Annotated in this window: 20 protein-coding genes and 1 tRNA gene; 10 read left to right on the top strand and 11 right to left on the bottom strand. The window is 68.0% G+C overall.

Annotated features, from left to right (window positions below; translation table 11 throughout):
* Positions 1–300: 300 nt before the first annotated feature.
* Together ACFYR3_RS04755 and ACFYR3_RS04760 are read right to left on the bottom strand one after the other, a co-directional pair.
* Positions 301–1,224 carry a hypothetical protein gene (locus ACFYR3_RS04755; protein WP_355851620.1) on the bottom strand — a complete coding sequence of 308 codons (924 nt, stop codon included), beginning with the start codon at positions 1,222–1,224 and terminating at the stop codon, positions 301–303.
* A gap of 99 nt (positions 1,225–1,323) precedes the next feature.
* Positions 1,324–1,767 carry a hypothetical protein gene (locus ACFYR3_RS04760; RefSeq protein ID WP_389281480.1) on the bottom strand — a complete coding sequence of 148 codons (444 nt, stop codon included), beginning with the start codon at positions 1,765–1,767 and terminating at the stop codon, positions 1,324–1,326.
* 502 nt (positions 1,768–2,269) lie between these two features.
* On the opposite strand from ACFYR3_RS04760, the gene ACFYR3_RS04765 reads away from it, so the two are divergent.
* Entirely contained in the window at positions 2,270–3,208 is a 939-nt protein-coding gene (locus ACFYR3_RS04765; protein ID WP_389281482.1) for a hypothetical protein, read from the top strand.
* A 202-nt stretch (positions 3,209–3,410) separates the two neighbouring features.
* On the opposite strand, the gene ACFYR3_RS04770 is transcribed toward ACFYR3_RS04765, so the two are convergent.
* Positions 3,411–3,497 (bottom strand) — tRNA-Leu (locus tag ACFYR3_RS04770).
* Between the two features lie 579 nt (positions 3,498–4,076).
* Between ACFYR3_RS04770 and ACFYR3_RS04775 the strand changes: the two genes are divergently transcribed.
* The 7 genes from ACFYR3_RS04775 to ACFYR3_RS04805 all read left to right on the top strand — a co-directional run bounded on the left by ACFYR3_RS04775 (position 4,077) and on the right by ACFYR3_RS04805 (position 13,554).
* Positions 4,077–4,919 carry a DUF3662 and FHA domain-containing protein gene (locus ACFYR3_RS04775; protein ID WP_261703700.1) on the top strand — a complete coding sequence of 281 codons (843 nt, stop codon included), beginning with the start codon at positions 4,077–4,079 and terminating at the stop codon, positions 4,917–4,919.
* Positions 4,920–4,929: 10 nt separating this feature from the next.
* Positions 4,930–5,448: an FHA domain-containing protein gene (locus tag ACFYR3_RS04780; RefSeq protein WP_261703701.1), complete on the top strand. Its 519-nt coding sequence runs from the start codon at positions 4,930–4,932 to the stop codon at positions 5,446–5,448.
* 90 nt (positions 5,449–5,538) lie between these two features.
* Positions 5,539–7,107: a Stp1/IreP family PP2C-type Ser/Thr phosphatase gene (locus tag ACFYR3_RS04785; protein ID WP_356785168.1), complete on the top strand. Its 1,569-nt coding sequence runs from the start codon at positions 5,539–5,541 to the stop codon at positions 7,105–7,107.
* 26 nt (positions 7,108–7,133) lie between these two features.
* Complete coding sequence (locus ACFYR3_RS04790; protein ID WP_355851612.1) at positions 7,134–8,570, top strand: FtsW/RodA/SpoVE family cell cycle protein; 1,437 nt, start codon at positions 7,134–7,136, stop codon at positions 8,568–8,570.
* Positions 8,567–10,048, top strand: a complete 1,482-nt coding sequence (locus ACFYR3_RS04795; RefSeq protein ID WP_355851609.1) for a penicillin-binding transpeptidase domain-containing protein — start codon at positions 8,567–8,569, stop codon at positions 10,046–10,048. Before ACFYR3_RS04790 ends, ACFYR3_RS04795 begins: the two co-directional genes overlap by 4 nt.
* 170 nt (positions 10,049–10,218) lie before the next feature.
* Complete coding sequence (pknB, locus tag ACFYR3_RS04800; RefSeq protein WP_355851606.1) at positions 10,219–12,204, top strand: Stk1 family PASTA domain-containing Ser/Thr kinase; 1,986 nt, start codon at positions 10,219–10,221, stop codon at positions 12,202–12,204.
* Positions 12,205–12,798: 594 nt separating this feature from the next.
* Positions 12,799–13,554, top strand: coding sequence for a restriction endonuclease (locus ACFYR3_RS04805; RefSeq protein ID WP_389281485.1), 756 nt, complete (start codon positions 12,799–12,801; stop codon positions 13,552–13,554).
* A 46-nt stretch (positions 13,555–13,600) separates the two neighbouring features.
* On the opposite strand, the gene ACFYR3_RS04810 is transcribed toward ACFYR3_RS04805, so the two are convergent.
* The 6 genes from ACFYR3_RS04810 to ACFYR3_RS04835 all read right to left on the bottom strand — a co-directional run bounded on the left by ACFYR3_RS04810 (position 13,601) and on the right by ACFYR3_RS04835 (position 18,327).
* A complete protein-coding gene (locus tag ACFYR3_RS04810) occupies positions 13,601–14,362 on the bottom strand; it encodes a class E sortase (protein ID WP_389281487.1) in 762 nt (253 codons plus the stop codon).
* 91 nt (positions 14,363–14,453) lie between these two features.
* The gene (locus tag ACFYR3_RS04815; protein WP_389281489.1) at positions 14,454–15,875 is read right to left on the bottom strand and encodes a class E sortase; all 1,422 of its coding nucleotides are present in this window, start codon (positions 15,873–15,875) and stop codon (positions 14,454–14,456) included.
* Positions 15,872–16,510, bottom strand: a complete 639-nt coding sequence (locus ACFYR3_RS04820) for an aminodeoxychorismate/anthranilate synthase component II (protein WP_355851594.1) — start codon at positions 16,508–16,510, stop codon at positions 15,872–15,874. Before ACFYR3_RS04820 ends, ACFYR3_RS04815 begins: the two co-directional genes overlap by 4 nt.
* The gene (locus tag ACFYR3_RS04825) at positions 16,507–16,668 is read right to left on the bottom strand and encodes a hypothetical protein (RefSeq protein ID WP_355851591.1); all 162 of its coding nucleotides are present in this window, start codon (positions 16,666–16,668) and stop codon (positions 16,507–16,509) included. Before ACFYR3_RS04825 ends, ACFYR3_RS04820 begins: the two co-directional genes overlap by 4 nt.
* Positions 16,669–16,699: 31 nt before the next feature.
* Positions 16,700–17,479: a class E sortase gene (locus ACFYR3_RS04830; RefSeq protein WP_389281491.1), complete on the bottom strand. Its 780-nt coding sequence runs from the start codon at positions 17,477–17,479 to the stop codon at positions 16,700–16,702.
* Positions 17,480–17,547: 68 nt separating this feature from the next.
* The gene (locus ACFYR3_RS04835) at positions 17,548–18,327 is read right to left on the bottom strand and encodes a DUF881 domain-containing protein (RefSeq protein ID WP_355851585.1); all 780 of its coding nucleotides are present in this window, start codon (positions 18,325–18,327) and stop codon (positions 17,548–17,550) included.
* Between the two features lie 142 nt (positions 18,328–18,469).
* Here ACFYR3_RS04835 and crgA point away from each other — a divergent pair, with 142 nt between their 5' ends.
* Positions 18,470–18,724, top strand: coding sequence for a cell division protein CrgA (gene crgA, locus ACFYR3_RS04840; protein ID WP_355851582.1), 255 nt, complete (start codon positions 18,470–18,472; stop codon positions 18,722–18,724).
* A gap of 327 nt (positions 18,725–19,051) precedes the next feature.
* On the opposite strand, the gene ACFYR3_RS04845 is transcribed toward crgA, so the two are convergent.
* Together ACFYR3_RS04845 and ACFYR3_RS04850 are read right to left on the bottom strand one after the other, a co-directional pair.
* Positions 19,052–19,963 carry a rhomboid family intramembrane serine protease gene (locus tag ACFYR3_RS04845; protein ID WP_355851579.1) on the bottom strand — a complete coding sequence of 304 codons (912 nt, stop codon included), beginning with the start codon at positions 19,961–19,963 and terminating at the stop codon, positions 19,052–19,054.
* A 152-nt stretch (positions 19,964–20,115) separates the two neighbouring features.
* Positions 20,116–20,649 carry a peptidylprolyl isomerase gene (locus tag ACFYR3_RS04850; protein ID WP_355851576.1) on the bottom strand — a complete coding sequence of 178 codons (534 nt, stop codon included), beginning with the start codon at positions 20,647–20,649 and terminating at the stop codon, positions 20,116–20,118.
* A gap of 393 nt (positions 20,650–21,042) precedes the next feature.
* On the opposite strand from ACFYR3_RS04850, the gene ACFYR3_RS04855 reads away from it, so the two are divergent.
* Positions 21,043–21,744 (top strand): DUF5324 family protein, encoded by a 702-nt coding sequence (locus ACFYR3_RS04855; RefSeq protein ID WP_355851573.1) that lies wholly within the window; start codon positions 21,043–21,045, stop codon positions 21,742–21,744.
* The last annotated feature ends 54 nt before the right edge of the window (positions 21,745–21,798 follow it).

Raw genomic sequence — 21,798 nt, forward strand, 5'->3', positions numbered from 1 at the left:
CATCGACTCCGCTCCGGTGTCCTGCGCGGGGCGCGGCAGACCCGCGGGGGCGACGCGGGTGATGGTTGCCGCGTGCCGGGCTGTGGGGCTCGATGACAGAGACGCAGAGTTGATCCCGCTCGGGGAGGGCGCCAGGTCATGGACCCTGTGATCAACAATGCGTGCAGTACGGCGTCCATCTGTGAAGTCTTGCCTCCGAGATGCTGCGTACGGTCGGCGGACACGCTGCCTGTCGGCGGGGCACGTCTGCCTGCCGGGTGCGGGGCCGCCGCCGCAGGGTGCGGCGGCGGCCCCGCCGGGTCAGCCCACGTGCAGGGTCAGAGCGGCGGTGTGGAGTGTGCCGCCGGTCTGGAACTGCAGGAACAGCCTCCAGTTACCGGAGGTGGGCAGCTCGGCGTGGAAGGCGAGGTCGGGTCCGCCGTGGACGCCGGTCACCTTCGTGGTCGGGTGGAAATGGGCGAACGCGGCGTCGCCCTCATGAAAGGCGGTCAGGTGGGCGTAGGTGTCCAGGTAGGGCTGCAGATCGGTGACCGGCTTGCCGTTCTTGGAGATCGACACGGTCATCGGGTGCGCCATTCCTGCCATGACTTCGCCCCTGACGGTGACGGTGTAGCCGTCGACCTGTGTGCTGCCGGCGGCGGCGGGCAGCGGGGTCTTCGTCACGTTGCCGGGCACGGTTATGGCGCGCGACAGAACGAAGTCCTTGCCCTTGCCGCTCCCGGCGGCGGGGGTGAAGGAGGCGAACATGCGCCATGAGCCCGGCGTGAGGGAGGCCAGATCCGCACTCCAGGTGCCGTCGGGGGCCATGGCCGGGTGGATGTGCTGGAACCCGGTCAAGTCGGAGCGGACGGCGTAGAAGTGCATCCGCTTGGTCTGGTCCAGGGCGAAGCCGGTGACCGGCTTACTGTCAGGCCCTGTGACCGTGAACCGGTAGGTGCTCTGCTTGCCTGCCTGCAGGGTCGCGTCCTTGGAGGTGAGACGGTAGCTGTCCTGGGTGTCGGACAGGCCGACGCCGGCGGCCATCCCATCCATGCCGGGCATGTCACCCATCGCGTGCGATGCGCTGGGTGAGGAGGACGGGGACTTGGCGCCGTGATCCATGCCGGGCATGGACGAAGCGTCGCCGGAGGAACCGCAGGCGGCCAGCGTCAGTGCCAGAGCGGCCGCGGTACCGGCCGCCGCGAGGCTGCGACGGCGCGCGGTGAAACGAGAAGTGGTGGACATCGAAGGGGTCTTTCCGGGTGGGCGCACCACACCGGTGGTGCGCGGAAATGAGCAGGACACGATGCCGGCTGCGGCCTGACCCGCAATCCGGTGCGCCTGTCACGTCCGCGCGATGCACACCTGAAGCAGGAGATCTCGTCCGCCGGCCGGTGGCCCGCGCCGCCCCGTCCCGCCGGCCGCGGCCCGTAGCCGGGACAACATCCACGGGGCGAGCACTGCGGCACCAACTACGCCGAGCAGACCGGGTGCGGGCAGGGGGGTCCGCTCGTGGGCCGGAGTTGACACACACGGGGCCCCGGCCATCCCGGGTGCCTCTGCGGCCCGGACAGCGGGGCCGGGGCCGTGCGCGGCCGGCGCAGTTGTGGTCGGCGCGGCGGCGTCGTGTCCGCCGGTCATCGGCGAGGCCGTGTCCGCGTGCATGGCGCCGTGGCAGCCCTCCGCAGCCGTGGCCGGGGTGCCGTGCATGAGGAACAGGCCGAACAACACCGCGCACACCGCCAACAGTCGGGCTATGCCCGGTCTGCTCGCCTGTGCGCTGTCCACGCCCACGTCCTTCCGATTCAGGTACTGCCGCCTGACCATACCCTGGCAGGGTATTGACTGCCCGGCCTTGGTTCGAGTCCTGCCCCGTGGACCCGGCCGGTACAGGACCGCCCATCGCCCTCCCAAACGCCGGCCGGGCCGTGCAGAGATACCGGCCGCTGACGACGCGCAAAGACGAACGCACCATCCAGCCCCCCACGCAGAGAGATGGTCAAGACGCCGCCGTCGCCACGTCCAGTTCCGAAAGGCGAAGGAACGGGTCTTAGTTGAACACCGGGAGGAAGGATCAACGCTCGCAGAAGTCATCCCCGATGCGCCGCGCCGCCGCCCCGGTGATCTCCTCTGGGCTGTAGAAGGCGGGAAGGAGCAGCCAGCAACGCAGAAGGCGGGAAAGCTCTCCCTGAAGAAGAAGGCCAAACAGTTCAAGAAGAAGGCCAAGTACCTCTTCGGCTACGACGCGGCCTTCGCGGTCACGCGCGACGCCCGCTACGACAAGGTGCTCATGGACGACAACACTCCCAACCCGGACGTGCTGCCGGTTCTGGTTCTCGGCGTCTCGCTCGACAGGCCCGGACACCGCCCCGCCTACAACGGGCTGAAGGTCCTCAGCCGTCTTCGGGAGCGCGGCTACGAGCCTGGCTACCTCGCCGGGGATCTCGCGTACAACAACTCCGAACCCGAGGAGTGGCAGCTGCGGGTCCGCGCGCTGGGCTACAAGCCCGTCTACGACTACCGCGTGGACCAGCTCGGCAAGCAGGCAGAAACGCAGGGCGCGATTCTGGTCGAGGGCACCTGGTACTGCCCCTCGATGCCAGAGCCCCTCATCGACGCCACCAAAGATCTCCACGCCGAGCGCATCGACCGCGGCACCTGGATCCGGCTCATCGCCGCTCGCAAGCCCTACCGCCTCATGCCCAAGGAGAACGAGGACGCAGAGGGGCACCAGCGCGTGATGTGCCCGGCCGAGGCCGGCAAGGCGCAGTGCCCGATCAAGCCGCACACGCTCAACCGTGGTATTCATCTCCCACTCGTCGACCCGGAACCCAGCCCCATCGGACCGGTGAAGGTCTGTCGGCAGCGCAGCATCACGCTCGCCCCGGCAGAAGGCGCCAAGCACTGGCAGGTCCTCGACTTCGGGGGCGCGGAATGGCAGAAGGTCTACTTCCGGCTTCGCAACAGCGTCGAGAGTTACAACGGCTACGCGAAGAACCCGCTTGCCGAGGGCATCGAGGCTTCCGGCACTCGTCGTATTCGCGGCATCGCCGCCCAAACTGTCCTCCTCGTCTTCCAGCTGGCCCACGCCAACCGCCGGAAGATCAAGAACTGGGTGGAAACTCTCGCGCTCGACGGCCGGCGACCCCGTAGACGCACTCACCACCGGCGCCGGACGAAGCCGATCGGCAGCTGGACCCCCACCGGCTACCTGAAACCGACCGGCTGATCACCGCCACAGCCAGACAAGTTGACGATCAAAAAGCAGGGCTGGCTCCGTGACGTTTGTCACGGAGCCAGCCCTGCTGCACAGACACCGCCCTGAACCACAAACACCCCGGCAACAGCCGGGGCCAGACGTGCCGATCAACGAGAAACGGGCCCCACCAGGACTTTCGTCTCTGGTGAAGACCCGTTTCGTCGGTTCTTCCTGGTGCGCGAGGGGGGAGTTGAACCCCCACGCCCTTTCGGGCACTGGAACCTGAATCCAGCGCGTCTGCCTATTCCGCCACCCGCGCATTGGGTGTGTCGTCCGTCTCCCACCGAGTGGTGCGAGCGCCTGCCGACATCGAGAAGATTAGCACGCTGTCAGGGGTGCAATCACATCCCTTTTCCCCGCCCCGCACCCCCGCCATTCCCCGCCCCCGCACCCGGCATCCGCAGGCCCGGTGCCCTTGCCCCGCCCGGCCCCGCGGCCCGAGCGGCTCCGGATCCCGCGCCGGCCGCCTCCCTCACCGGCACCCCGGCGTCCGTCACACGTTTCAGACAGAACCGGTTCACGTATCAACCTCGTACCGGTCCAGCGCATCTCCCCAGGAGTCGGACGGGCCGCACAGTCAGGTGCGGGACACTGGTCGTGGGGCGCCTCTACGATCCATGGCAGAAGCAGTGCCGGGAAGAGTTCGAAGAGGGGCCTCTCAGGGAACTCCGGGAGGGGACTTCGGAAGGCGTCGACAACCCGTCGACCGGGCCGACAGGGGGAACCAGCCGATTTCCCGACGCGTGGATACGATCAGTAAGCAGTACCAGCAGGGCCAGCAGGATCAGGAAGACGACAGCAAGCTGTACCAGGACGGCAACGACGGAGGAGGTGCCCCATGGGAGTCCTGAAGAAGTTCGAGCAGCGTCTCGAAGGTCTGGTCAACGGCACCTTCGCCAAGGTGTTCAAGTCCGAGGTCCAGCCCGTGGAGATCGCCGGAGCGCTCCAGCGCGAGTGCGACAACAACGCCACGATCTGGAACCGCGACCGGACCGTCGTCCCCAACGACTTCATCGTCGAGCTGAGCACGCCCGACTTCGAGCGGCTCAGCCCCTACTCCGGCCAGCTCGGCGACGAGCTCGCGGGCATGGTCCGCGACTACGCCAAGCAGCAGCGTTACACCTTCATGGGCCCCATCAAGGTCCACCTGGAGAAGGCGGACGACCTCGACACCGGCCTGTACCGGGTCCGCAGCCGTACGCTCGCCTCCTCCGCCAATCAGCAGTCCCCCGAGCGTGCCCCCGCGGGTCCCGCCCCGGCGGCTCCCCGCGGAGCCCAGGGCGGCTACGGCTACCCGCCGGCGGCCGCTCCCCCCATGCCGTCCGCGCCGCCGCCCGGCGGCCGTCCGGGCGCGGCACCCATCGGTGCCCGACCCCCGGCCGGCCCGGCGGCGGGTGGCCGTATGCGGCACTGGGTCGAGATCAATGGCGCACGCCATCAGATCTCCCGCCCGACGCTGGTGCTGGGCCGCAGCACCGAAGCCGACGTGCGGATCGACGACCCCGGCGTATCCCGCCGGCACTGTGAGATCCGGACCGGAACGCCCTCGACGATCCAGGATCTGGGGTCCACCAACGGCATCGTGGTGGACGGGCAGCACACAACCCGCGCTACGCTCCGCGACGGCTCGCGGATCGTCGTGGGCAGCACCACCATCATTTACCGGCAAGCCGAAGGGTGAAGCGGGGGCAATGTCAGAGCTGACCCTCACGGTCATGCGGCTGGGTTTCCTGGCCGTACTGTGGCTGTTCGTGATCGTGGCCGTGCAGGTCATCCGCAGCGACCTGTTCGGAACGCGCGTCACACAGCGCGGCTCCCGCAGGGAGGCCGCAAGGCCTCAGCAGGCCGCGCGGCCTGCCGCGCCTCCACAACAGCGCCAGCAGCAGCCGCCCAGCGGCGGCCGCCAGCGCCGCGGCGCACCATCCAAACTGGTCGTCTCGGAGGGCACCCTCACGGGCACGACCGTCGCGCTCCAAGGGCAGACCATCACCCTGGGACGCGCGCACGACAGCACCATCGTGCTGGACGACGACTACGCGTCGAGCCGGCATGCCAGGATCTACCCGGACCGGGACGGCCAGTGGATCGTCGAAGACCTCGGCTCCACCAATGGCACGTATCTCGACCGGAGCCGACTGACGACTCCGACGCCCATTCCGCTGGGCGCGCCGATCCGCATCGGCAAGACCGTCATCGAGCTGCGGAAGTAGTACGACAATGAGCGAGCGGAGCGAGCACGCAGCGGCGGTCCACACGAGGGACCCCGGCGCGCTCCCGACCGGAGGGTGGGCACCGTGCGGATGTACCCGGAGCCGACGGGCGAGGTGCGCATGAGTCTGTCACTGCGCTTCGCCGCCGGATCGCACAAAGGCATGATCCGCGAGGGCAACGAGGACTCGGGCTACGCCGGTCCTCGCCTGCTCGCGATCGCCGACGGAATGGGCGGCCAGGCCGCCGGTGAGGTCGCCAGCTCCGAGGTGATCTCCACCATCGTCGCGCTCGACGACGACGTACCCGGATCCGACATCCTCACCTCGCTCGGCACCGCCGTACAGCGCGCCAACGACCAGCTCCGGCTGATGGTCGAGGAGGACCCGCAGCTGGAGGGCATGGGCACCACGCTCACCGCTCTGCTGTGGACCGGCCAGCGCCTCGGCCTCGTCCACGTCGGCGACTCCCGCGCCTATCTCCTGCGGGACGGCGTGCTGACGCAGATCACACAGGACCACACCTGGGTGCAGCGCCTCGTCGACGAGGGACGCATCACCGAGGAGGAAGCCACCACCCACCCGCAGCGCTCCCTGCTGATGCGCGCGCTGGGCAGCGGCGACCACGTCGAACCCGACCTCTCCATCCGCGAAGTCCGGGCCGGCGACCGCTACTTGATCTGCTCCGACGGCCTCAGCGGCGTCGTCTCCCACCAGACGATGGAAGACACCCTCGCCAGCTACCAGGGCCCGCAGGAGACCGTGCAGGAGCTCATTCAGCTCGCGCTGCGCGGAGGCGGCCCGGACAACATCACCGTCATCGTGGCCGACGTCCTCGACATCGACTCCGGGGACACCCTCGCCGCGCAGCTCTCCGACACTCCCGTCGTGGTCGGCGCGGTCGCCGAGAACCAGCACCAGCTGCACGACAACGGAGCCATGCAGACCCCCGCCGGCCGCGCCTCCAGCCTCGGCCGGCCCGTTCCCGGCCAGGGCGGCGGCGAGTTCGGCCCGCCCGGCAGCGGCGACACCACCGGCTATGTGTCCACCGGCGGCTTCGGCGACTACACGGACGAGGACTTCGTCAAACCGCGCACCGGACGCAAGTGGCTGAAGAGATCCTTCTACATCGTCCTGACGCTCGCCGTCATCGGCGGCGGCCTGTACGGCGGCTACCGCTGGACGCAGACGCAGTACTACGTCGGCACCCAGGACGACCACGTCGCGCTGTACCGCGGCATCAGCCAGGACCTGGCCTGGGTCTCGCTCTCGAAGGTGGAGAAGGACCACCCCGAGATCGAACTCAAGTACCTGCCGCCGTATCAGCAGAAGCAGGTCAAGGCGACCATCGCCGAAGGCGGCCTCGCCGACGCGAAGTCGAAGATCGACGAGCTCGCCGTGCAGGCCTCCGCATGCCGGAAGGATGCGCAGCGCCGCGCCGCCGAGAGCCAGAACAACGCGAAGACCGGTGAGGGCAAGGCCGGTGGGACCACGGGAACCACAAAGACCTCTCTGACGTCCAAGGCCACGTCCACCCCGAGCCCGACCCCGTCGAGCTCGGCACCTTCGTCCTCCAAGTCCACGACCGCACCCACTCCCACACCAGGCCCCAGCCTCTCCGTCGAGGAGCAGAAGCTGGTCTCGCTGTGCGGTAAGCAGTAAGAAGCCGTGAGGGGCCCTGTCACACGATGAGCAGTAGTTCGAACACGCCGACGCACCACACGTCCACGATCGGATCCATCGGCGCACCAAGCCGACGCAACACCGAACTGGCGTTGCTGGTGTTCGCCGTTGTCATCCCGGTGTTCGCCTACGCCAACGTGGGCCTCGCCATCGACGACAAGGTGCCCGCCGGCCTCCTGAGTTACGGCCTGGGCCTCGGCCTGCTGGCCGGCGTCGCCCACCTCGTCGTACGCAAGTTCGCCCCGTACGCGGACCCGCTGCTGCTGCCACTGGCCACGCTGCTGAACGGCCTCGGGCTGGTCATCATCTGGCGACTCGACCAGTCCAAGCTGCTGCAGTCGATCAAGCAGGCCGGCACCGCCGCGCCCCGCCAGCTGATGTACACCGCGCTGGGCATCGCCCTGTTCGTCGTCGTGCTGATCTTCCTGAAGGACCACCGCGTCCTGCAGCGCTACACCTACATCTCCATGGTCGGCGCCCTGGTGCTGCTGCTCCTGCCACTGGTCCCCGGCCTCGGCGCCAACATCTACGGCGCCAAGATCTGGATCCACGTCGGCAGCTTCTCCATCCAGCCCGGCGAGTTCGCCAAGATCGTCCTGGCGATCTTCTTCGCCGGCTACCTGATGGTCAAACGGGACGCGCTGGCCCTCGCCAGCCGCCGCTTCATGGGGCTGTACCTGCCCCGCGGCCGCGACCTCGGCCCGATCCTCGTGGTCTGGTTCATCTCGATCCTGATCCTCGTGTTCGAGACCGACCTCGGCACATCACTGCTGTTCTTCGGAATGTTCATCATCATGCTGTACGTCGCCACCGAGCGCACCAGCTGGATCGTCTTCGGTCTGCTGATGTCCGCGGCCGGCGCGGTCGGTGTGGCGACCTTCGAGACGCACGTCCAGCAGCGCGTCCAGGCCTGGCTCGACCCCATGCACGAGTTCATGCAGAGCCGCCAGGGCGTCCCCGGTCACACCGAGCAGTCCATGCAGGCCCTCTGGGCCTTCGGCTCCGGCGGCACCCTGGGCACCGGCCTCGGCCAGGGCCACTCCGAACTCATCCGGTTCGCCGCCAACTCCGACTTCATCCTCGCCACCTTCGGCGAGGAACTGGGCCTCGCCGGCATCATGGCGATCCTGGTGCTCTACGGCCTGATCGTCGAACGCGGCATCCGAACCGCCCTCGCGGCCCGCGACCCGTTCGGCAAGCTCCTCGCCGTGGGCCTCTCCGGCGGCTTCGCACTCCAGGTCTTCGTCGTCGCCGGCGGCGTCATGGGCCTGATCCCGCTGACCGGTATGACGATGCCGTTCGTGGCCTACGGAGGCTCCTCCGTCATCGCCAACTGGGCACTGATGGGCATCCTGATCAGAATCAGCGACACCGCCCGCCGCCCGGCGCCCGCACCCGCCCCCAGCCCCGACGCCGAGATGACCCAGGTGGTCCGCCCGTGAACAAGCCCCTGCGCCGGATCGCGATCTTCTGCGGGCTCCTCGTCCTCGCCCTGCTCCTCCGCGACAACTACGTCCAGTACGTCCAGTCGGACAGCCTGCGAACCGACTCGAACAACCGCCGCGTCGCCATCGAGCGGTACGCCACCCCGCGCGGCGACATCGTCGTCGACGGTGACCCGATCACCGGGGCCACCAAGTCGAAGAAGAACGGCATCAACGACTTCGAGTACAAGCGCACCTACAAGGACGGCCCCATGTGGGCGCCGGTCACCGGGTACGCCTCGCAGGCCTTCGACGCCTCCCAGCTGGAGAAGCTGGACGACGGCATCCTCACCGGCAACGACGACCGGCTCTTCTTCCGCAACACCCTCGCCATGGTCACGGGCAAGAAGCAGCAGGGCGGCAACGTCGTCACCACCCTCAACGCCGCCGCGCAGAAGGCCGCGTACCAGGGCCTGCTGAGCCGCGGCAAGGGCGCCGTCGCCGCGATCAACCCGCAGACCGGCGCGATCCTGGCACTGGCGTCGACCCCGTCGTACGACCCTTCGGCCTTCGCCGGAACCTCCGACAACGACGCGAAGGCCTGGAACAAGCTCCAGAAGAAGAACAACCCCGACGACCCGATGCTCAACCGGGCACTGCGCGAGACCTACCCGCCGGGCTCCACCTTCAAGGTGGTCACCGCGGCCGCGGCGCTGGAGAACGGCCTGTACACGTCCGCGGACCAGCACACCGACTCCCCGCTGCCGTACATCCTGCCGAAGACCAGGACCGAGCTGAAGAACGAGGGGAGCATCCCCTGCAAGGACGCGAGCATGCGGATCGCGCTCCGCTACTCGTGCAACACCGTCTTCGGCAAGATCGGCGCCGACCTCGGCAAGGACAAGATGCGGACGGAGGCCGAGAAGTTCGGCTTCAACTCCGAGCAGCTCACGCCGGTGCGCTCCAACGCCTCCGTCTTCCCCAAGGCGATGGACCAGGCGCAGACCGCGCTCAGCTCCATCGGCCAGTTCGAGACCGCCGCGACCCCGCTGCAGATGGCCATGGTGGCCTCCGCCGTCGCGAACAACGGCACGCTCATGAAGCCCTACATGGTCGACAAGCTCCAGGCACCGAGCCTGGACGTCGTCTCGCAGACCGAGCCCCAGAAGCTCAGCCAGCCGCTCTCCGAGGCCAACGCCCAGATCCTGCAGGACATGATGGAGACGGTCGTCAAGGAGGGCACGGGTACGAAGGCGCAGATCTCCGGTGTCACGGTGGGCGGCAAGACCGGTACCGCCCAGCACGGTGTCGCCAACAGCGAGAAGCCGTACGCGTGGTTCATCTCGTACGCCAAGCTCCCCGACGGCAGCTCTCCGGTCGCCGTGGCCGTGGTGGTCGAGGACGGCAGCGCCAACCGCGGCGACATCACGGGTGGTGGTCTCGCCGCCCCCATCGCGAGGGACGTGATGAAGGCAGTCATCGACAGTAAGAAGTGACCCCGCTCACGTCCCCATCACATCGGTGCACGTTGCGATACCGGTCCTGTCACGGGTGACGGTCTTGGCCAGGTCACACAAGGCGATCCGGGTACCGTATGCCCGGACAGCACACCGCCGGACCACACAAAGGTGCGGTCGGGACCGACGGAGAGGGCTGGTAGGTAGCTATGGAAGAGCCGCGTCGCCTCGGCGGCCGGTACGAGCTGGGCCACGTGCTCGGCCGTGGTGGCATGGCGGAGGTCTACCTCGCGCATGACACCCGGCTCGGCCGTACCGTGGCGGTGAAGACGCTGCGGGCCGACCTCGCACGCGACCCGTCGTTCCAGGCCCGGTTCCGCCGGGAGGCCCAGTCGGCCGCCTCGCTCAACCATCCCGCGATCGTCGCCGTATACGACACGGGTGAGGACTACATCGACAACACCTCCATCCCGTACATCGTGATGGAGTACGTCGACGGGTCCACGCTGCGCGAGCTGCTGCACTCGGGCCGCAGACTGCTCCCCGAGCGGTCCATGGAGATGACCATCGGCATCCTCCAGGCCCTGGAGTACTCGCACCGCGCAGGCATCGTCCACCGCGACATCAAGCCGGCCAACGTCATGCTGACGCGCAACGGCCAGGTCAAGGTCATGGACTTCGGCATCGCCCGCGCCATGGGCGACTCCGGCATGACCATGACGCAGACGGCCGCGGTCATCGGCACGGCGCAGTACCTCTCGCCGGAGCAGGCGAAGGGCGAGCAGGTCGACGCCCGCTCGGACCTCTACTCCACCGGCTGCCTGCTGTACGAGCTGCTGACGGTGCGCCCTCCCTTCGTGGGCGACTCCCCGGTGGCCGTCGCGTACCAGCACGTCCGCGAGGAACCCCAGCCCCCGTCGGTCTTCGACCCCGAGATCACGCACGAGATGGACGCGATCGTGCTCAGGGCCCTCGTCAAGGACCCGGACTACCGGTACCAGTCCGCCGACGAGATGCGCGCCGACATCGAGGCCTGCCTCGACGGCCAGCCCGTCGCGGCCAGCGCCGCCATGGGCTCGGTCGGCTACGGCTACGGCGACGACCAGCCGACCACGGCCCTGCGCTCCTCGGACGCCCAGGCCACGTCGATGCTGCCGCCGATGAACCCGGACGACGGCGCCTACGGCTACGACGACCGCCCGGACCGCCGCCGCCAGAAGAAGAACAACAACACCTCGACGATCCTCCTGGTCGTCGCCGGCATCCTGGTGCTGATCGGCGCCATCCTGATCGGGAAGTACGCGTTCTCGGGCAAGGGAGCGGGCAACGACTCGTTCGAGGTGCCCAACTTCGTGAGTCAGACGCTGCCGGACGCCAAGAAGATGGCGGACAACCGCGAACTGAAGCTCTCCCCCACGCGCAAGCCGTGCGAGAAGGAGCCCAAGGGCAACATCTGCTCGCAGGACCCGGCCGTCGGCTCGACGGTGAAGAAGGGCGACACGATCAAGGTGGTCGTGTCCACCGGAGTACCGAAGGTGGCCGTACCGGACGTGACGGGTCTCACCTTCGACAAGGCGAAGGCCCAGCTCGAAGGCAAGGGATTCACGGTCGAGCAGAAGACTCAGGAGTCCGACCAGAGACCGGGCGTCGTCATCTCCCAGGACCCCACGGGCGACAAGGACGCGGCAAAGGGGGCGACCATCACCCTGACCGTCGCCGCTGAGAAGAAGAAGTCCACCGTCCCGGACGTCACCGGCAAGAGCTGCGACGAGGCCAAGGCACAGATGACGGCCAGCAATCTCGTCGGCGAGTGCGTCGACACGGACACCGACGACCAGAACCAGGTCGGCAAGGTCATCCAGACGACCCCGCAGGCCGGCACCCAGGCGGACCCCGGCTCCAAGGTGACGATCCAGATCGGCAAGGCCAAGCAGCAGCAACAGTCGACCGTGCCGCCCGTCGTCGGCAAGACCGTGGGCGAGGCGAGGCAGATTCTGCAGCAGCAGGGCTTCAACAACATCCAGTTCGCCCAGGGCAGCGACGGAAGCGACGACGCGACCGTGATCGGACAGAACCCGAACGGCAACAGCCCGGTCGACAGCCCGGACAACACGACGGTCATCCTCACGACAGTCAAGCTGGGCGGCAACAACGGCGGCAACAACGGCGGTGGCGGCCTCTTCGGCGGCAACTGAGCCCACCAAGGACCGTACTCGGGCAACCGACGGAAAGGGCCCCGACACTCTTGAGTGTCGGGGCCCTTTCCGTCGACCGGGTGCTGTACGTCTGCGCTGACCTGCCGGCCGGCCTAGTGAGCCGCTGGGCTGCTCCGGCGACCTGGTGTGCGAAATTCGACCGTTTCTTCATACTTCCCGATTCGTTGACGGGATGGGGCGGAATGGAAGCTCTGCCCCGGCCACAAGGCCTACGCAACGAACAAAGGTGCAGTACGTGATCAACGAATCGGCTCTCCTGGAATCGAAGACCCTAAGGGGCAGCGTGCTGGAGCGCACAGACGTGCTCGACCGGGTCAAGGCACTGTCACTGCTGCCGGATGGCATGCATGTGACGACGGCGATGGTGGCGACGTACTTCGAAGTCGCCGAAACAGTGATCAATAACCTTCTGAGCCGCCACAGGCTGGAGCTCGAATCCAACGGTCTCCGGGTACTTCGTGGTCCTGAGCTGCAGGAATCTAAGGAACTCAACCTGAGTTCCTGTCGCGATGGTTATCCACAGCCCCGCTCCAGCCTGGCACTCTGGTCGCGCCGGCCGTCCTCAACGTCGCCATGCTCCTCCGCGACAGCGACGTCGCCCGCCAGGTCCGCACCTACCTCCTCGACATGGAGTACCTGGCGCGCGCCCGCCCGGTCGACACCCCGGCCTCCAGCACGCCCCACGCCCTCGATGACCGCATCGACCAGCGCATCACCCACATCCTCGGCAAGACCGTCGTCCCCATGTTCAACGCTCTGATCGAATCCTCAGGCGAACACCGCCAGGAACTCGTCTCCCTCCGTGAAGATGTCCAACGTATCGAGCAGCAACTGTGCGGCCACGAGACTCGCATCACCGAACTCGAACGCACTCGTGGTCCGCGCCGGTACACCGGGATCACGGCCTCCATCGACGCCATGAACTGGCGGGAGTTCGAGCACCACGTCGCCGTCCTGCTGCGCCGCGACGGCTGTACGGACGTCGTCGTGCACGGCGGCCCGGGTGACCGGGGAGTGGATGTCACCGCGCACACCGCTGACGGCCGCTCGGTCGTCGCGCACTGCAAGAGCTTCGCGCCGTACCGCCCGGTGTGGAGCGGCGAACTGCAGAAGTTCCTCGGCGCTTCACTCGTCCAGCACACGGCCGACGTAGCGCTGTTCGTCGCCACGACATCTTTCACGCCCGACGCGCGTGCCATCGCGGAGACCTACGGTGTCACGCTCGTCGACCGCTCCCACCTGGAGAAGTGGAGCGCGGGCGTTCCGCTGACTGCCCTTCAGCAGGCGTCACCAGACACAACGGGAAGGGCCCGAAGCCGCAAGAGATAGTTGCGGCTTTGGGCCCACCTCATCCTAAGCGTAACGACTGGTCGCGCTAACGCAGTTCCTTCGGCGGCGTCCGCGCGCTGTCGACCTTGTCCACGCGCTCCAGTTCGCCCCACACCACATAGCGGTAGCGGGAGGTGTACACCGGTGTGCAGGTCGTCAGGGTGATGTAGTGGCCGGGCTTCGCCTTGCCGGACTCCTTCGGGACCGTCTGAAGCACCTTGACGTTGTACTTCGAGGTCTCCGGAAGGATGTCGAAGACCTTGTAGACGTACCACTTGTCCCGGGTCTCGAAGACGATCGCGTCGCCCTTGGAGATCTTGTCGATGTTGTGGAACTTGGCACCGTGGCCGTCGCGGTGGGCGGCCAGCGTGAAGTTGCCGTTCTTGCCACTCATCGGCAGGGACGCCTTGACGGGATCCGTGTAGTAGCCGGCGACACCCTCGTTGAGGACCTTCGTCGCCGTGCCCTTCTGGACGAGGACCTCGCCGTTCTTCATCGCCGGGACGTGCAGGAAGCCGATGCCGTCCTTGGTGTCCAGGGCGCCCGGACCGCTCGGGGCCTGCGCCCAGTTGTCGCGGACCTTGGCGCCCTGCTTGTGCGCCTCGCGGTCGGCCACGACGTTCGTCCACCACAGTGAGTAGACGACGAACAGAGCGAGCACCAGCCCCACGGTGATGAGGAGTTCACCGAAGACGCTGACCGTCATCGCGAACCATCCCATGGGCCGACGCCCCCCGGGCACGTCACCGGCGGTCGCGTACCCGGCTTCCGATCCGGCGCGTTCGTCGTGGTCGGTCCTCGCTGCCACTGTTCATCTGCCCCGTCTGGTGTGTCTCAGCTTGTCTCACGTGCACGTGACGCCCGCACGCGTCCGTTCGCGCGTGCGGCGGCGTCTGTCCTCAGCCGACCAGCGCGTCGGGCTTGCCCTTGCTGCGCGGCCGGTCCTCGACCATCTTGCCCCAGACGATCATCCGGTACTTACTGGTGAACTCCGGTGTGCAGGTGGTCAGTGTGATGTAGCGGCCCGGCCCGGTGAAGGTCGAACCCTTGGGGATCGGGTCGAGCACGCTCGTGTTGCCCGGGCTCGTCACCGGCAGGATCGACGTCATCTTGTAGACGTAGTAGTCGTCCTGCGTCTCGACCACGATCTCGTCGCCCGGCTTGAGCCGGTTGATGTAGCGGAACGGCTCGCCGTGGGTGTTGCGGTGCCCGGCGAGCGCGAAGTTGCCCGTCTTGGCGTCAGGCATCGCCGTCTTGAGGGGTGCCTCGCCGTAGTGCCCGACCATTCCGCGGTCGAGCACGTCCGTCTTGCTGGTGCCCTCCGCGATCGGCGCGACCACGTCCAGCTTCGGAATGTGCAGGATGGCGAAGCCCTGGCCGGGCGAGAACGTCCCCGGATTCCGCTTGCCGTTCGCCCAGTCCTGCTGGAGGTGCTGCGCGGCACTGCCCGCCTGCTCGTGCGCCCGCACGTTCGACCACCACAGCTGGTAGGTCACGAACAGCAGCATCAGCACGCCGGTGGAGATGAACACCTCTCCGACCATCCGGCTCACAAGGACAGCCGCGCCGGGTTTCGACGCCCGTGCCGCACGCCGGGCGTCCATCCGGCTCCGAGGGGCCCCAGCGGCCTCCTGAGCCGCCTCCTGGGGCTCGTGGGACTCCAGCGCCTCTCCGTACCGTCCGTGGCGCCTGGCGGCCTTACGGCGGGCCGCACGGCCTCCGGACGCGGGGACCGCCCCGCCGCCGGCCGCACGCGCGCCTCCCTCCGCCCTTCCGGGCGAGCCGGGAAGACGCAACGCGACCGTCTCGTCGTCCAACGGCAGGCGCGGCGCGACCGGCTCCGCCCGGGGAGCGGCGACCGGTCCGCGGTACTGGGCGGCCACGGGCTCCTGGTACGGCGGGGAGTACGTCCGCTCGTACATGTCGGCGTACGACGGCGCCGACGCCGGCGCGGAAGGCATGGCCTGCGTCGCGGCCTGGGCCTGAGCCGCCCGGGCCTGAGCGGCCTGCATCTGAGCGGCTTGCGCGGCTTGCAGCTGAGCGGCTTGCGCGGCCTGCGCCTGGGCGGCCTGCAGTTGAGCGGCCTGCGCCTGCTGCTGTGCGGCGTACCAATCGGTTCCGTACCCGCCGGGGCCGTACCCCTGCTGCTGTACGCCCTGGCCCTGTACTTGGCCCTGGCCCTGGCCCTGGCCCTGACCAGGCAGCGGATCCGTCAGCGGGTCCGGGAGCCCTCCGACCGCCGCCTCGAACGCGCCGGCGCCCCCGTACGCGGCCTCGCCGCCGTAGGGGGAGCTGTCGCGCTCGGGGCGCAGCGCGGTCACGCCGAGGCCCTGCCCACCACCGGGGCGAGCCCCGCCGACCTCGCCACGGCCACCTTGTCGCCGCACTCGAGCAGCCAGTTGGCGAGCATCCGGTGGCCGTGCTCGGTCAGCACCGACTCCGGGTGGAACTGCACACCCTCGACCGGTAGTTCGCGGTGTCTGAGACCCATGATGATCCCGTCGTGGGTACGGGCCGTGACCTCCAGCTCGGCCGGGACGGTCTCCGGCTCGGCCGCCAGCGAGTGGTAGCGGGTCGCGGTGAAGGGCGACGGCAGACCGGCGAAGACGCCCTTGCCCTGGTGCTCCACGAGCGAGGTCTTCCCGTGCAGCAGCTCGGGCGCGCGGTCGACCACACCGCCGTACGCCACCTGCATCGACTGCATCCCGAGGCAGACACCGAAGACGGGCACCCCGGTCGCGGCACAGTGCCGGACCATGTCGACGCAGACACCGGCCTGCTCGGGAGCGCCGGGCCCCGGGGACAGCAGCACCCCGTCGAAACCGTCCTGGGCGTGCGCGGTCGACACCTCGTCGTTGCGCAGCACCTCGCACTCCGCGCCCAACTGGTACAGGTACTGGACCAGGTTGAAGACGAAGCTGTCGTAGTTGTCCACAACGAGGATGCGCGTGCTCACTGGTTGTCCACCGTCACATCGTTGAAGGGCAGCAGCGGTTCGGCCCAGGGGAAGATGTACTGGAAGAGCACGTAGACCACTGCCAGGGCGAGCACGAGTGAGAGCAGCGCCTTCACCCATGCGCTCCCCGGCAGATGCCGCCAGATCCAGCCGTACATGCCGTCCCTTCCGTCGCCGTACGCCAACAGACTAACGGCGCAGAGCCACCGGTTTCCCTGCCTCCACAGGCTGTGTGGAATCAAGGTGTGCCCAGACGATCAACCGGTGGCTGTGCCCCCACTCCGGATCACACGTGGTCAGCGTGAGATAGCGTCCCGGACGCGTATACCCGGACTTACGTGGCACAGGGTCGATCACCTCAATGTCGGAGGGCACGGTTTTGTAGGGGCCTTTGTCGATCCGATACGTGAACCAGGTCGTCCCGTCCGTCAGCACCACCGCGTCGCCTCGGCGCAGCTCGGGAAAGTCCTTGAAGGGATCCCCGTACGTACGCCGGTGACCGGCGACCGAGAAGTTGCCCTCCTGGCCGAGCTGGGCGGTGCCCCTGTAGTGGCCGAGCCCCTTCTTCAGGACCTGTGTGGCGGTGCCTTCGAGCACGGGCTTGTTCCACGTGAAACCGAGCCGCGGGATGTACATGACCGCGAACGGGCCGCCGTACTTGTAGGGGCCGGGCGCCTTCGGGCTCTCGGTGGCCGTGCCGCCGGCGCCACCCGTGGCACCCGTGGCACCCGAAGAGCCCGCGGTACCGGAGGAGCCCGACGAGCCGGACGGACCCGAAGAGTCCGACGGGGTCTTCGGCGCCTGGGCCACCGCTCCCTTCGACCACTGTTTCTGGAGCACATCGATCTGGTGGTTCATCGCGCTGTCGGCCTGGACTCCCGTCCAGAACAACACGTAGACCACGAAGAGCACGATCAGGGTGCCGGCGGTGAGGCACAGCTCACTGATCGTCCTGACGACCACTCGCACCGACACAAGGTCCCCCCGGCGGCAGCTCGCTCCACAGGATTCGCCCAATGCTCCGCGAGGTCCGGCACCTACTCCACGGGCTTCGCGTAGTGGAGATCCACTGTGCCCGAGTACCCGGGAAGAGTCACCGTCCCGGCCTCCTCGACTTTCCAGCCGAGCCCGTACACGTTGACGTACACCATGTAGTTCTGGATCGCCGGAGAGGCGGCGAGCGACTTCTGGAGCTTCTGCGGGTCGCCGATGGCGGTGATCTTGTACGGGGGCGAGTAGACGCGGCCCTGGAGAATCAGGGTGTTGCCGACGCAGCGCACGGCGCTGGTGGAGATCAGCCGCTGGTCCATCACCTTGATGCCCCGGGCTCCGCCCTCCCACAGGGCGTTCACCACCGCCTGAAGGTCCTGCTGGTGGATGACGAGGTAGTCGGGCTGCGGCTCGGGGTAGCCGGGAAGCTTCGCCGTCGCGTTGGGCGGGGCGTCGTTGAGCGTGACCGTGACGGCCTCGCCCTTGAGCTTCTGGGTGCCCGCGTTCTTCTCCAGCGCCGCGAGCTTGGCGTCCCTGGCCTCGCTGCTGCCGTCCTCGCGGCCGGCGAGGGTGTCCACGTCACGACGCAGGGCCCCGTTGGACTCGTCCAGCGTCGCGTTCTTGTGACTGCGCTCCTGAATCAGGTCTGAAAGCTTCAGCATGGACGCATCCGTACGGATGTTCGTACCCTTGGCCGTATCGAAGCTCGTGAAGAAGATGAGGCCCGCGAGGGCGAAGACGGCCACCGTGAGGACACGTACGGGCCGGAAACGGTGCGTACCGCCAGGACTGGAATCCGTCCCGGGGGAGTCGGCAGAATTGCTCAACGTACCCTTATCTCCTTCGGCGCCGCGGAAGCACTACGCTAACGGACGCCCGGGGGAGCGCTCAGTGTCCCCTTGTACGCTGCCCCGGAGCCCGCCCAAGTTCCCTGCGCGGCCACGCAGCGCATCGACAGGAGAGACCCTCGTGCCGAAGTCACGTATCCGCAAGAAGGCCGACTACACGCCGCCCCCGGCGAAGCAGGCGACCAACATCAAGCTGACCAGCAATACCTGGGTCGCACCGGCCATGCTGGCCATGTTCCTCATCGGTCTCGCCTGGATCGTTGTCTTCTACGTGACGGACGGCTCGCTGCCGATCGACGCGCTCGACAACTGGAACATCGTGGTCGGCTTCGGCTTCATCGCGGCCGGATTCGGCGTCTCCACACAGTGGAAGTGACCGTCTTCACCCACACGGAAACGACCGGGGCGGCAGCTCTGCCCACGGCTATCCACTGAGTTATCCACAGTAGTTTTCCACAGGTGGAAAAGAAAGACGATCTGTGGATAACTCATCCGCGGTTGACGCCGGTGTGACTGGTCCACCGGCATCCGCAAACCTGTTCGCCCCCTGTCCGACCTGGGGAAACTCGGGTCAGTGACAGGGGGCACAGCTGTTCCCGCACAGCGTGCACGAGATCCGCCACGGTCTGTGGACAACATCACTTCTCAGGTGAGCCAAGCGCACTCTCAGGTGAGCTGGGCAGCGGTCACGATCAGCCGGCTCTCAGGTGAGCTGAGCGGTCCTGAGCAGCGTCGTGACGACCACCGCGACCAGCATCAGAGCGGCGACCCCGTACTGGACGAGGTTCCTCCGCTCGCGCGGCGCGTGGACCATCGCGTAACCGACCACCACACCGCCGACCAGGCCGCCGATGTGCGCCTGCCAGGCGATGTTGCTCCACCCGAAGGTGAAGATCAGGTTGATCACCAGCAGGGCGATGACCGGGCGCATGTCGTAGTTGAGCCGGCGCATCAGGACCGCGGTGGCGCCGAACAGGCCGAAGATCGCGCCGGAGGCGCCGAGCGACGGCTGGTTGGGGGCGGCGAGCAGATAGGTGAGCGCGCTGCCCGCGAGGCCCGAGACGAAGTAGAGGGTGATGTAGCGGGCGCGGCCGAGGGCCGCCTCCAGGGGGCCGCCGACCCACCACAGGCTGAGCATGTTGAAGATGATGTGCGTGTAGCTGCTGGGACTGTGCAGGAACATCGACGTCAGCATCCGGTACCACTGGCCCTCGGCCACGCCCTGCATGTGCCCGGAGAGCAAGGCATTGCCGAAGAGGGTGAAGCGGTCGGTGAAGGCGTCGCCCACCGAGAGCTGGACGAGGTAGATCGCCAGGTTGATGCCGATCAGCACCTTGGTGACGAGCCGGGGGTCCGCCGCGACGGTGCCGCCCGCGAGGGTGCGCGGCTGGTTGGCCGCCGGGGCGTGGCCGGTGCCGGAGCCGCCGCGGACGCAGTCGGGGCACTGGAAGCCGACGGAGGCGCTGACCATGCACTCGGGGCAGATCGGGCGCTCGCAGCGGGTGCAGCGGACGCCGGTCTCGCGGTCCGGGTGCCGGTAGCAACCGGGCAGGTTCCGGGCGTCCTTCGGTCCCTGGTCCCGCGGGCCCTGCGGGCTGCCGGGCAGCTGATCCATGGGGTCCCCTCAATCTCCGTACGGCGGCTCGCACGCGGTCACAAGCGGGTCCGGGTGCACAGCACACCACCCCGTCCATCCTTACGGATGAACGGGGCGTTTGGTTCCCTCCGGGGGCCTTCGGGCTCAAGGACCGGGAGTCCGGCGCGGGCTCAGCGCTCGCGGGTTTCGACGACGACCGACTCGATGACCACGTCGTTGACCGGGCGGTGGGTGCGCGGGTTGGTGTCGGTGCCGGCGATGGCGTCCACGACCTTCTGGCTGGCCGCGTCCGTGATCTCACCGAAGATGGTGTGTTTGCGGGTCAGCCAGGCCGTCGGGGAGACGGTGATAAAGAACTGCGAGCCGTTGGTGGCCGGGCCGGCGTTGGCCATGGCCAGTAGGTAGGGCCTGTCGAAGCGGAGGTCCGGGTGGAACTCGTCCTCGAACTGGTAGCCGGGACCACCGGTGCCGTTGCCCAGGGGGTCCCCGCCCTGGATCATGAAACCGCTGATCACCCGGTGGAAGGCCGTGCCGTCGTACAGCTTTTCCGTGGATTTCACACCCGTGGTCGGGTTGACCCACTCACGCTCACCCTTGGCGAGTTCGACGAAGTTCCGAACCGTCTTGGGCGCGTGGTTCGGCAGGAGCCGGATGTCGATGTCGCCTTGGTTGGTCTTCAGGGTGGCGTAAAGCTGCTCGGCCACGATCTGCCTTCCGTTGCCTTCTTTTGACTGCCCGATCCTCGCACGGCCCGGGGTGCTGGGCCCCCGACCGCCGCCTCCGGACGCACGTGCGGACGTGGGGCTTGCAGAAAACCGGTCGAGTCGCGCCGGGACGGGAGCGAGCCGGGGCGATCCGTGGCATTGTCGACGACAAGCTCCCGTTGCCCCGTATTGATCCGCTATCTCACTTGATCGACACCTGACCGGCTCCGTCCCGGGAGTCCCCGGGAGTCGGCACCCGTGACACGGATGCCCGCCCTCACATGCCCCGGACCCCTTGGGCGGGCATGATCCCCATAGGGGCGGAAAGGTGAACTGTGTGTCTTTGGGGGTACCCGGTATCCCTGACGTACGCCACCGAGGAGGAGGAAACCCGTGACCCGCATCGACAGCGTGCGCGCCGCGACCGGCTCGGCGAAGGACAGCGTGCTGCACGCCGCGGAAGTGGTGGCGCCTTACGCCGACACGGCCAAGGACAGGGCCTCGTACTACGCGAGCGAAGCGCGTGTACGGCTCGCGCCGAAGGTGTCGCAGGCCGCCGAACAGGCCCGCGTCCAGTACGACGCCCATCTCGCGCCGCGCCTTGAGCAGGCCCGTACCCATGTGCCACCGAAGGTCGACCAGGCCGCCCAGGAAGCGGCCATCCGCACCCGCAGGGCGGCTCGTCAGGCCGCCGACTATTCGAAGCCGAGGATCGAGCAGGCGGTGGCCGCGGCCCAGCCCGTTCGGGACGAGGCCGCGGCGCGCGGCGTGGCGGCCATCGCCGCTCTGCGCGGCCAGGTCACACCGCAGGAGATCCAGAAGCTGCTCCGCAAGCACGAGCGGCGGGCCAGGGCCGGCCGTGTCGTGAAGGGGCTGGCCGTGCTGGGGCTTCTGGCGGGCGGCGCTTTCGCCGCCTGGAAGTGGTGGGACAAGCAGGCCAACCCCGACTGGCTCGTCGAACCGCCGGCCGCGACCGAGGTGCCCGAGGCCGGGCGTCTCGCGTCGGTCGACGGCAGCGGCCAGTCGGACCTCGACCCCGAGGTCCAGGTCAAGGAAGCCGAGGAGGAGGCGGCGGAGCGCGACGACCGCCGCTGAAATTCGACCCAACATCGCCGCGGGGCAGGAGACTTGACGGTCTCCTGCCCCGCG

It is taken from the genome of Streptomyces sp. NPDC005784 (assembly GCF_042871525.1).
In the GTDB taxonomy this organism is placed as follows: domain Bacteria; phylum Actinomycetota; class Actinomycetes; order Streptomycetales; family Streptomycetaceae; genus Streptomyces.